At 39.8% G+C, this 12,264-nt stretch carries 9 protein-coding genes; 5 read left to right on the forward strand and 4 right to left on the reverse strand.

All coding sequences use genetic code 11. The features are described from left to right. A partial coding sequence (uvrA, locus tag Q0625_RS02640; protein WP_298823347.1) for an excinuclease ABC subunit UvrA occupies positions 1 to 2,813 on the forward strand: 2,813 nt, incomplete at its 5' end. Further along, positions 2,810 to 3,925: a glycosyltransferase family 1 protein gene (locus Q0625_RS02645; protein ID WP_298823348.1), complete on the forward strand. Its 1,116-nt coding sequence runs from the start codon at positions 2,810 to 2,812 to the stop codon at positions 3,923 to 3,925. The genes uvrA and Q0625_RS02645, both read left to right, overlap by 4 nt. A gap of 4 nt (positions 3,926 to 3,929) precedes the next feature. Here the strand turns inward: Q0625_RS02645 and Q0625_RS02650 are convergent, their stop codons facing one another. Continuing rightward, the gene (locus Q0625_RS02650; RefSeq protein ID WP_298823349.1) at positions 3,930 to 5,009 is read right to left on the reverse strand and encodes a mannose-1-phosphate guanylyltransferase; all 1,080 of its coding nucleotides are present in this window, start codon (positions 5,007 to 5,009) and stop codon (positions 3,930 to 3,932) included. A 61-nt stretch (positions 5,010 to 5,070) separates the two neighbouring features. Then, positions 5,071 to 5,970, reverse strand: coding sequence for a helix-hairpin-helix domain-containing protein (locus tag Q0625_RS02655; protein ID WP_298823350.1), 900 nt, complete (start codon positions 5,968 to 5,970; stop codon positions 5,071 to 5,073). Between the two features lie 95 nt (positions 5,971 to 6,065). Here Q0625_RS02655 and Q0625_RS02660 point away from each other — a divergent pair, with 95 nt between their 5' ends. From Q0625_RS02660 to ribD, 3 genes are read left to right on the forward strand one after another with little or no spacing between them, the layout of a single operon-like run. Then, the gene (locus Q0625_RS02660; RefSeq protein ID WP_298823351.1) at positions 6,066 to 6,614 is read left to right on the forward strand and encodes a hypothetical protein; all 549 of its coding nucleotides are present in this window, start codon (positions 6,066 to 6,068) and stop codon (positions 6,612 to 6,614) included. 24 nt (positions 6,615 to 6,638) lie between these two features. Continuing rightward, positions 6,639 to 7,472 carry a 50S ribosomal protein L11 methyltransferase gene (gene prmA / locus Q0625_RS02665; protein ID WP_298823352.1) on the forward strand — a complete coding sequence of 278 codons (834 nt, stop codon included), beginning with the start codon at positions 6,639 to 6,641 and terminating at the stop codon, positions 7,470 to 7,472. Further along, positions 7,472 to 8,506, forward strand: coding sequence for a bifunctional diaminohydroxyphosphoribosylaminopyrimidine deaminase/5-amino-6-(5-phosphoribosylamino)uracil reductase RibD (gene ribD / locus Q0625_RS02670; RefSeq protein ID WP_298823355.1), 1,035 nt, complete (start codon positions 7,472 to 7,474; stop codon positions 8,504 to 8,506). Before prmA ends, ribD begins: the two co-directional genes overlap by 1 nt. A gap of 136 nt (positions 8,507 to 8,642) precedes the next feature. Here ribD and Q0625_RS02675 read toward each other — a convergent pair whose 3' ends face one another. Next, a complete protein-coding gene (locus tag Q0625_RS02675) occupies positions 8,643 to 9,107 on the reverse strand; it encodes a DUF805 domain-containing protein (RefSeq protein WP_298823353.1) in 465 nt (154 codons plus the stop codon). Positions 9,108 to 9,446: 339 nt separating this feature from the next. Continuing rightward, the coding region (gene dnaE / locus Q0625_RS02680; RefSeq protein WP_298823354.1) for a DNA polymerase III subunit alpha at positions 9,447 to 12,264 on the reverse strand (2,818 nt) is incomplete at its 5' end.

The raw sequence follows: 12,264 nt of genomic DNA on the forward strand, positions 1-12,264 counted from the left end.
AAGGGGCTAGAGTACATAACCTCAAGGATATAGATGTACAGATTCCTCGTTATGAGTTGGTGGTGATAACAGGGCTGTCAGGTAGTGGAAAATCTTCTTTGGTATTTGATACTATCTATGCCGAAGGGCAACGCCGCTATATAGAGACTTTCTCAGCTTATGCTCGCCAGTTCTTAGGTGGACTCGAACGCCCTGACGTGGATAAAATAGATGGGCTTTCTCCTGTAATAGCCATTGAGCAGAAGACAACCTCAAAGTCGCCACGCTCTACAGTAGGAACTATTACCGAAATCTATGACTTTTTACGCCTACTCTATGCACGAGCTTCCGATGCTTATAGCTATCGTACAGGTGAGAAAATGGTTAGTTATACCGATAGCCAAATACAAGAACTTATCCTCCAAGAATATGAGGGAAAGGCTATACATATTTTAGCTCCTGTAGTACAATCGCGTAAAGGACATTACCGAGAGCTCTTTGAGCAAATCGCCAAGCAGGGGTTCCTTAAGGTACGTGTGGATAACCAAATCCGTGAGATAGAGTACGGGATGAAACTCGATCGTTACAAAACACATGATATAGAGATAGTTATTGACCGTTTGGAGATAAAAAATAACGATACTACCCAGCGCCGGCTAAGTGAAAGTATACAGACAGCTATGCGGCATGGTAATGGTATCCTAATGATACTTGCTGAAAATAACCCAACACCTCGTTACTTCAGTCGTAACCTTATGTGTCCTACTACAGGAATTTCTTATCCCCTACCTGAGCCTAATACCTTTTCCTTTAACTCTCCTAAAGGGATGTGCCCACATTGTAATGGACTGGGTACCATACAAGAGGTAACCCTGAGCAAACTCATTCCTGATATGTCCCTTTCTATCAAGCAGGGGGCTATTATCGCCATAGGAGCAGAGAAAAAGACTTGGATATTCCAGCAAATAGAAACTATACTTAGGAAGTTTGGACACAAACTTTCCGACCCAGTTGAGAAACTTTCCAAAGAGGCGATAGATATGATTCTTTTTGGAGGAAAAGAGAAATTCTCTGAGAAATCTGAAGTAATGGGAATAACCCGTGATTTCTCTATTGATTTTGAGGGAATTGTCAATTTTATAGAACAACAATACCAAGACTCAGAAAGTAGTGCCGCCATGCAACGATGGGCAAAGGATTTTATGGAAGAAAAGCCTTGCCCTGAGTGCGAAGGTTCCCGTCTGCGTAAAGAGGCCTTATATTTCCGTATTGCTGATAAGAATATAGCCGAGCTTTCAGCTATGGATATAGCCGAGCTTATGCAATGGTTTGATACGTTGCCTGAAAAACTTTCTGCTCGTCAGCAGAAGATAGCTCATGAGATTCTCAAGGAAATCAGCGAACGGTTACGTTTTCTCTTGGATGTAGGTTTGGATTATCTATCCCTAGGTCGAAGTTCTAAAACACTTTCTGGGGGAGAAGCACAGCGTATTCGCTTGGCTACCCAAATAGGTTCTAAGCTTACTAATGTACTCTATACCTTAGACGAGCCGAGTATAGGACTACACCAGCGCGATAATGAACGATTAATTAACTCTCTTAAGTCACTCCGTGATATAGGCAATTCTGTGGTGGTGGTAGAACATGATGCCGATATGATGCTCCATGCTGACTATGTGATTGATATTGGTCCAAAGGCCGGTAAGGGAGGGGGAGAGGTTATTTTTGCAGGTACTCCCAAGCAGATGCTTAAGGCACATACGCTGACAGCCTCATACCTTAATGGAGAGAGAGAAATAGAGGTGCCCAAGCAGCGTCGTCAAGGTAATGGACACTTTATAGAACTGATAGGTTGTACTGGGAATAATCTCAAGAATATATCAGTAAAATTTCCTTTGGGTGTGATGATAGGAATAACAGGGGTTTCAGGCTCTGGCAAATCTACCTTAATCAATGAAACACTATATCCTATTCTCAATGCACACTTCTACCATGCCCTAAAAAAACCGATGCCTTATAAGCAGATTCTTGGTTTGGAACATATTGATAAGGTGATAGATATAGACCAATCACCCATTGGACGCATTCCACGTTCCAATCCGGCTACTTATACGGGGGTATTTGGAGAGATTCGGGATCTCTTTACTCGAACTCCGGAGGCTATGATTCGGGGTTACAAACCAGGTCGTTTTAGTTTCAATGTCAAAGGGGGGCGTTGTGAGACCTGTGAAGGAGGGGGAATGAAGGTGATTGAGATGAATTTTCTACCTGATGTATTGGTAGAGTGTGAAACTTGTCATGGCAAGCGTTTCAATAGGGAAACACTTGAAATTCGTTACAAGGGAAAATCCATAGCTGATGTCCTAGCCATGACGATAGATGAGGCAGTGGATTTCTTTGAACCTATTCCGAAAATCTATCGAAAGCTCAAGACCATACAGGAAGTAGGACTTGGTTATATTACCTTGGGACAGCCTTCTACTACGCTTTCGGGGGGAGAAGCACAACGTATCAAGCTCGCTACAGAACTCTCCAAACGTGATACAGGTAATACTTTTTATATCTTGGATGAACCTACTACAGGACTTCACTTTGAGGATATAAAAATCCTAATGGAAGTACTTAACAGACTTACAGAGAAAGGAAATACGGTGCTTATTATTGAGCATAACTTGGATGTGATTAAGATGATGGACTACCTTATAGACATAGGACCTGAAGGAGGTAAGGGAGGAGGCGAGGTTGTCGCTATGGGTACTCCAGAGGAAGTAGTGAAGAATAAGAAAAGCTATACAGCTAAATTTTTGAAAGAGGTTTTAAAGACAAAGAAATGAAAATAGGATTCGATGCCAAGCGGGCTTTCCATAATTTCCGAGGATTGGGTAATTATAGCCGTGACCTTATTCGTATTTTGCAGGAAAAAACGGATATAGAGTTGGTACTCTTTAATCCTCAAAAAAGAAAATTTTTAGGAGTAAAGATAACTGAAAAAACAACAGAGATAAACCCTAAGTGCCTTTTTTGGAGAAAACTCAAAAGCCTTTGGCGACTCTTTAGAATTACCACACTTGCTAAGCGACAACAACTTGATGTCTATCATGGGCTATCTGGGGAGATTCCTGTAGGCATATACAAGCACATCCCTACAGTAGTTACTATACATGATCTTATTTTCTTGCGTTTTCCCCAGTGGTACACTGCTTTTGATAGAAAAATGTATACTCTCAAGTTTCGTTATGCAGCTGAGAAAGCACAACATATTATTGCTATCAGTGAACAGACTAAGCGTGATATAGTAGATTATTTTCATATAGATCCTAATAAAATATCAGTAGTGTATCAAGGGTGTCATGCAGCCTTTAAGCAAACCTATACAGAGGAAGAAAAAGCCAAAGTAAGAGAGAAATATGCCCTCCCAGACCGATTTGTTCTCAACGTAGGGGCTATTGAGGAACGAAAGAATGCTTTAGAGATTGTAAAAGCTATTAAGGGAACCGACCTTCCCCTTATTATGGTAGGGAAGAAGACTGCCTATTATGAAAAAATAGAGGCTTATTGTAGGGAGAATAATATGCAATCTCAAGTAAGAGTGCTTTCAGGAGTTTCCATGCAAGAGTTGGCGATGATATACCAAGCAGCTACGATATTTTGTTATCCTTCTGTTTTTGAAGGTTTTGGCATTCCTATTATAGAAGCCCTCTTTTCTAAAACACCTGTGATTACCTCCCAAGGAAGTTGTTTTGAAGAGGCAGGAGGCAGTGGAAGTATCTATATAAATCCAATAGAAAACACAGCCCATGAGATTCAGCAGGCGATAGAACAGCTACTTTCATCTGCTGAACGTATGCAACAGATGAAAGAGGTAGGATATAGCTATGTACAAAAATTCACAGACGAAAACGTCTGTGAAAATCTGTTGAAGGTGTATCAAAAAATAATTTCCTAAGCTATTAAGAGAGGTTATTACCAAACTTCTCTTTAACTTCCTTGAGTAGTTCCTTGATACTCTGTTCTTTTTCTTTTGGATAGATCATAAGTACAGAGGCTGTATCTACAATGATATAGTGTTCTATACCATCTACAATTACTACCTTATTAGTATCAGTACGGATAATGTTGTCTGAGGCATTTTTGAATAAGGTAAGGGCATTGACCACCGCATTATTGTTAGAATCTTTGGCCAATTTTTCGTGTAAGGAGCCCCAAGTGCCTAAGTCATTCCAATCAAATCCTACAGGATACACATAGATATTATCAGAAGGTTCCATAATCGCATAATCTACAGATATATTTTCAGCTTTTCCATAATTATCCCTGATAAATTCCCATTCCTGAGGGGTGTTATAAGCAGATTCCCCTTGCTTGAATAGAGCATATAATTGAGGTTGGAATCTTTCAAAAGCTCTCAATACACTTTGTGTATGCCATATAAAGATACCTGCATTCCATAGATAATTTCCTTCAGAAAGAAACTGTTTAGCTCGTTCATAATTAGGTTTTTCAGTGAATTGAAGTACCTTTTTGCTGGGTTTGCTATCAGCTTTGTCATATTGTATATAACCATAACCTGTATTTGGAAAAGTAGGTTTGATTCCCAGAGTCATCAGTATATCCTGCTGTTCACATAGTGTAAAACAGTTCTTTACATTGTCCTGAAATTCATCTTCTTGTTCTATCCAGTGGTCGGAAGGAGCTACAATAAAAACGGCATTAGGATTGCGTTTTTGAATCTTCATAGTAGCATAGAGAATACAGGGAGCCGTATTGCGCATAGAAGGTTCTAATACCAAATTCTCTTCTGTAATACCCGCTAATTGTGTTTTTACTAAGTTTTTGTAGATTTCATTAGTAGAGATAAGGATATTTTCCTTGGGGATAAAGCTAGCTAAACGTTGGTAAGTGCGTTGTAAGAGTGTTTGCCCTGTACCCAACATATCATGAAATTGCTTAGGAAAAGCCCAAGTACTTACAGGCCAAAAACGAGAGCCAACGCCCCCCGCCATGATAATGGCATAATGATTCTTATTCATACTATTGTAATAATAAAGCGCAAAAATACAATATATAAACCAATTAAGCAAAGAAAAATAGCTATTTTTCTACTTTCAGATACCAGCTGAGCTGTTCTATTTTTTCAGCTGAAAAATTTATAGCTTGTAAATCATTTAGTGAACTGAGATTTCCTCGCTCTGAGCGGAAGATAAGTAGGGCTTCTACCTCTTTATAACTAAGATAAGGTATCTTGGAGAGCTCTTTTTTTGAAGCTTGGTTCAGCTCTATTTTGCTAACATGTGCAGGACTCAGTAGGTCAAAGTATCGCCATATTTCCGAGATAACTTCCTCGGAGAGACCATATATCTCACCTAATTGCTTTTTGTGAGAAAAGCCTCCCAAACGTTCGCGGTATTTTAGGATGCGCTCAGAGAGTTTTTCTCCTATTCCTCGAATAGGCAATAAGTCCTCAACAGTGGCGGTGTTAAGATCTTTCTTTATAATCTTTGCTGTGGGTTTGTTATCATAGGAACTAGGATAGCCTGTCTTTTTTTGAGTAACCCAATCAGGGAATTTGAACAAAGGTTCAATAGTAGCCAAAAGAGAATCGGAAACTCCAGTTACTTCTTGGAACTCCTTAGCGGAATTGACATACTTACCCGTCTCTCTAAAGGATTGTAATCGAGAGAGTTGTTCAGCTGAAATTCCTAAAATATAGGCTTTGTAATCTGAAATAAAATTAGGATTAAAAGGATTGACAGTATATTGGGTTGCTTTCTCCTGTGCCTTTAGGCTATCTATCCGTTGTTGGAAAGCAATAAGGTTTTCTTGAGAAAATGCTGCAGGAGGAGAGGAGATATCTATCATAAGATAAGCTATTTGTAGCAATATGCAACAGCACAAAAGCCCCAAAACACCTCGTTTCTGTTGCTTTGTCCAATAGGAAAAACCAGTAGTATATCTTTTCATCAGAGAGAAAGCCTCATTAAGCGCTAACAAATGTACGATTTTTCAGATAGAAAAACAAGAAAAATATTTGGCAATCATTTTGATTCTTCCTATATTTGCACCTACTAAATAACAAAGGTTTATTCATGAATAGAGTACCTACTTACTTAAGTGATAATGTCCGAGATGTAGAAGAGGGCGATTATCTTTCGGTAGATATACAATCAAAAAAGGGAAACACCCTCTTTGAAGTATATTATTATGGAGGATTATTGGGAATAAAGGATCGGAAGTATCCTTTTATTGTAGATAATTATGAGGATGAGATACCTATTCCTTGTAAAATAGTAGCCAAAGATATAGAAACAGGTGAAGAAATATTGCTTTTTGATGGTTATCAACATGGTTATAATGCTATGTTCTGTGATGAGTTTGACCTAGAAGAGGTAGAAAAACGCGTATTGGTGAAATACAATATTGCTACTAGTCGAATTCATATAGATTTTGGTTATTCTATTGATTATGAAGAAGAAAAGGAAGATTATGAAATAGATGAAGATGATATGGTAACTCTGATCAATGGGAAAAGTCTTTCTTGGGAAGAGGTAAAAAGAAATGGATTTGACTATATTTCTATCATCTGTGAAACAAAAGAAGGCGAAAAAGTAGAAATTGCTGCTTTAGAATTGGCCTAAACAATTAATAATTAATTATTGATAATGAATTATATAGAGTACGATTTTACAGTATCACCTCTTGAGATGGGATCAGAAATTTTGATAGCTGAACTTGCCGAAGTAGGGTTTGATAGTTTTGTGGATACCCCTACCGGAATCAAAGCCTATATTCCTAAAGATAGTTGGAATGAGCAGATACTAGAGGATATTTATCTATTAGGGAATCCAGAATTTACAATCTCTTACCAAATAACTGAAATAGAACAAGTCAATTGGAATGAAGAGTGGGAAAAGAACTTTTCTCCCATAGTGGTGGAGGATCTCTGTACCGTACGAGCAAACTTCCATTCTGCACCTAATACACCCTATGATATTGTGATTACTCCGAAAATGAGCTTTGGTACAGGTCATCACGAAACAACTTATATGATGCTACAGCAATTACTTTCTTTGTCACTTGAGAGTATGAAAGTCTTGGATATGGGCTGTGGTACAGGAATCTTGGCTATCATGGCAGCTTTGCGTGGTGCTCGTGATATCACAGCCATAGATATAGATCCTTGGTGCGTGGAGAATGCCTCAGAAAATGTACAACAGAACGATTGCTCCTTTATTACTATAAAGGAAGGAGATGTTTCTCTGATTGCAGGAGAGCAGTATAACCTTATCCTAGCCAATATTAACCGAAATATTTTGCTTTCAGATATTCCTGCCTACGCCCAAACGTTGCTTCCTAAAGGATTGCTCTTAGTTAGTGGATTTTATGAGGAAGACCTAGCTGCGATAAAGGAGAAATGCCAAGAGGTAGGGCTTACTTACATTAGCCATATAGAGCGAAATCGTTGGGTATCAGCCAAATTCCAACGTCTATCATGATGACTACAGACGAGCGATACATGCAGCGCTGCCTATTCTTAGCACATAAGGCTATAGGCTATACTTATCCCAACCCATTGGTAGGGAGTGTAATTGTTCATGAAGGAAAAATCATAGGGGAGGGTTGGCATACTAAGGCAGGTGAGCCCCATGCAGAGGTCAATGCTATTGCTTCTGTCAAGGATAAAAACCTGCTTAAGGAAAGTACCCTTTATGTGAATCTGGAACCTTGTGCGCATTTTGGGAAAACGCCTCCCTGTGCCGACCTAGTTATAGAAAAGGAAATCCCCAAGATTGTTATTGGCTGTGTAGATATTTATTCTAAAGTCGCAGGCAAAGGTATTGAACGCTTACGACAAGCAGGCAGAGAGGTCATTGTGGGGGTTTTGGAGACCGAAAGCCAAGCGCTTAACAAACGTTTTTTTGCCTTTCATGCTCAAAAGCGTCCTTATATTATTCTTAAGTGGGCACAAACGCGCGATGGCTTTATAGCACCTTTGCAACAAGCACAGCAGGTACCTGTATGGATTTCTAACACATTTTCTCAGCAACTTACTCACCTATGGAGGGCGCAAGAAGGTGCTATCTTGGTAGGTAAGCATACAGTAGAGAAGGATAACCCTTCCCTTACTACACGCCATTGGGTAGGGAATAACCCTTTGCGCTTGGTTATAGATAACGACAATTCCTTACCTAATTCTTTAGCCATTTTTCAGGGAGATCCTACGGTTGTTTTTACCTCAGTGCAGGCATCCAATACCCCTCATATATCTTTTGCTCCACTTTCTTCCTCTGTTCCTATGCCTAAGCAAGTATGTAATTACTTATATGAGCAGCAAGTACAGAGTCTTATTGTAGAGGGAGGTGCTCAAGTACTCCAACAATTCATAGATGAGGGCCTATGGGATGAAGCTCGTATATTTATAGGTAGCCCTCAATTTTCTGATGGTCTTAAAGCCCCACAACTTAGAGGAGACCTAATAGCTACTCAAGAAATAGAGGGGGATTACTTGTTTGTTCTAAATCGGGATTGATGTTATAGAGAGCTATAAACAAAGATTTGACGAGACCTTTGTTTAACCTACTTTAGCTATGGACATTTTTTATTTCTACAGAAGAACTTAAAAAACACTTATATAAAAAGAAAGAATAATTTTATACATTCGTAAGTTAGTATTCCTTGCTATAATTTTTCCTATAATCCTTATTATATTTGCTATAAGAGGTCTCTGTTTTTTGATCAGCAGAAGCACTATCAATATCCGAGGGAGGTATATCCTCAAAGAATGTGTCCTTTTGAGAATGCTTATGCTTGGGAGACTCACCATAATAGTTGACTTCTTTAGCCCCCTCTTTCAATAGCATAATGAAATAGTAAAAGGGAATCCACTGAAACCAGCCACTATTTCCCAAGTCATGACAACGCTTAGCGCCTTGGGCTAAGGCAAACCATCCCATAGGTATATATAAAAGCACTAAAAAGGCAGTATTCCCTTTAGTTTGAAGTATACTTGTAAGGATAAGTATACTTAAAAGAGTACAAATAATTAGGCTCAGACCATATGCTGTTCTACCAATACGCCCTGAGAATGAAAAAGCTGCTCTAAGTATAGTATATCCTACCTTAGTCTTCATAACCACATAGTTTTCTTCCTTTTTCTACAGCTTCTTTTACTGTTAATTTTTCTAAATCTGTAGAACACCGTCTCAGTCCTCTACAATTAGGGCTATAATGATAAGCATAACTATTAGAACCCTTGCAAATATATACATAGGTTTCACTTACTTCATTACTTGAGCAGGAGATCATACTTACTAATAAGATTATAAATAAGGGAATAATTCTATAGGAAAGAATTGGTTTCATAAGAATTCTATCTAGTTAAAAATATGTTTTAAAAGATTCTTTAGTACATAAATACAATGAAAATATTTTAATTTTATAAATTAGCATTGTTAAATTTTCAATAGTTGTTAATCTATTTCTATTTCTTCCATAAGTTCAAGGACTTCCTCTTCTTCTCCAGCAATAGAGGTAGGGACATCTATGACTAGGTTTAGCCAGCGAGATTCATTATTGAGCCTATAAATGAATGAGGAGTTCGAAAGCGTATCAAAAAACTCTTTGCATATCTTGACCTTGGTACCATAGCTATTCATAGGTAGTTCTATATCTTTTTTCTGATCTTGGTTTTTTCCTGTAATTAGAAAATTAAAAGGAATATTCCCCTTGAACTTATGAGACAAGTCTTTAAGATAGTCTAGGTTTTCTCTGTTTATTTGTTGTAGTTCTAAGGCTATTTGTAGTTTATTTATATTCTCCTGTAGCGCATCTTCTAAAAAGCCTATATGAGTGAAAATAATCTTGGGGCCAAAGGTACGTCCATCAGGGGTGGTATAGCCACCCTTGATATGAGCTTTGATAAAAACAAACTGCTTTTCGGATAGGAAAGGGCGGAATTTTAGGTATTCTTCGCCAAAGATACGAAATTCAGCCGTACCGCTATAGTCTTCTATGGTGAAAGCACCCCAGCCTTTCCCGTTTTTGCTGGTGAGGTGTTCCATCTTGACAATCATTCCCCCAAAACGTACGTCTTGGTTCTCCATACCTACAAAATCCTTGGTAAATTCTGCTGCTTCTCTATTGCAGAGGTAATCTAATTGGTACTTGAACATGTCCAAGGGGTGACGAGAGATATAGATCCCTACAACTTCTTTCTCACGACGGAGTTCCTCTAAGGTGTTCCAAGGCTCTACCTCTGGCATTTTGGGTTCGGGAATTTGCACTTCTGGACTATCTCCAAAGAGGCTTAGCTGTATGGAGTGGGCACTCTCCTGTGATTTGGCACCATAGCGAATGATCTTTTCCAAGAAGTTCATATTCTCCGAAGGGCTTTGGTGGAAGAACTGGGCACGATGCACCCCTGGGAAGGAGTCGAACCCTCCCGCAAGGGCAAGACTTTCAAAGGCTTTCTTGTTGGCCGATTTGAGGTCTATACGCTTTGCCATATCAAAAACAGACTTGTAAGGGCCTTTTTCTCTCGTTTTTACAATGGTATCCACTGCAGCCTTACCTAATCCCTTAATGGCGCCCATACCAAAGCGAATCGCCCCGTCCTTATTCACGGTGAACTTGTATTCGGATTCATTCACATCAGGACTGAGTACTTTGATACCCATGCGGTTACATTCGGAAAGAAAGAAACTGATGGACTTGATATCATTCATATTGTTGGAGAGTACCGCAGCCATGTATTCGGCGGGATAGTTCGCCTTGAGGAAAGCTGTTTGGTAGGCAATCCACGCATAACAGGTAGAATGTGATTTGTTAAAGGCATAGCTGGCAAAAGCTTCCCAGTCTTTCCAAATCTTCTCCAAGACCTCAGCAGGGTGTCCTTTTTTGCCTCCCCCCTCTATAAACTTAGGTTTCATCTCCGCCAAGACATCCTTGAGCTTTTTTCCCATCGCCTTTCTGAGCTTATCGGCTTCACCCTTGGTGAATCCAGCCAATTTCTGAGAGAGGAGCATTACCTGCTCTTGATATACGGTGATACCATAGGTATCCTTGAGGTATTCCTCCATATCAGCCAAGTCATAGGTAATAGGCTCTACTCCATGTTTGCGATGGATAAAGCTCGGTATGTATTCCATAGGTCCTGGTCGGTAGAGAGCATTCATAGCGATAAGGTCAGCGAAGACTGTAGGCTTGAGTTCGCGCATGTATTTCTGCATACCAGGGGATTCGTATTGGAAGACTCCAATAGTCTCTCCACGCTGAAAGAGGGCATAGGTGGGTTCGTCTTCCAAAGAAATATGGTCTATATCTAATTCGATCCCATGTCGCTTTTGGATCAATGACACCGCATCCTTGAGAATGGTAAGGGTCTTCAGTCCCAAAAAGTCCATTTTTAGGAGCCCTGCACTCTCTACTACGGAGTTGTCAAACTGGGTGATGAACAGGTCGGAGTCCTTTGCCAAAGCGACAGGGACAAAGTTGGTGATATCGTCAGGGGTGATAATAACTCCACAGGCATGTACTCCTGTGTTGCGTACTGAACCCTCTAAGATACAAGCCTGCTGAACAGTCTTAGCCGAGAGGTCACTGCCCTCAGCTATTTCTTTGAGCTGTTGTACTTTTGGTAGGTCACTACCCACTTTTTCCTTTAGGTCTTCATCGTTGAGAGTAAAGATTTTTTTAAGAGAAATATTAGGAATCAGTTTGGCTATTTGGTCGGCTTCCTTTAGCGGCAAGTCTAGTACACGTGCGGTATCTCGTACAGAGGATTTGGCAGCCATGGTACCATAGGTAATGATCTGTGCCACTTGGTTTGCTCCATATTTCTCTATTACATAGTCCAAAACACGTCCACGACCATCATCCTCAAAGTCAATATCAATATCGGGCATACTCACACGGTCGGGGTTGAGGAAACGCTCAAAAAGTAGGTCGTATTGGATAGGGTCTATATTGGTGATTCCCAAGCAATAAGCTACCGCTGATCCTGCTGCAGAACCACGACCAGGACCGACTGAAACGCCCATATTGCGTGCGGCAGTAATGAAGTCCTCCACAATAAGGAAGTACCCTGGATATCCTGTTTTTTCAATGATAGAAAGCTCAAAATCAATGCGTTCACGAATTTCTTCGGTAAGTTCCTTATACCTTTTCTCGGCACCTAAGTAAGTGAGGTGACGGAGATATTTGTTTTCTCCTTTCTTTCCAGTGGGATCATCGGCTTCTTGGAACTCCTCTGGTATATCAAACTTAGGGAGCAGGATATCACGAGCCAGT

Source organism: uncultured Capnocytophaga sp. (assembly GCF_938029845.1).
Classification (GTDB): Bacteria; Bacteroidota; Bacteroidia; order Flavobacteriales; family Flavobacteriaceae; genus Capnocytophaga.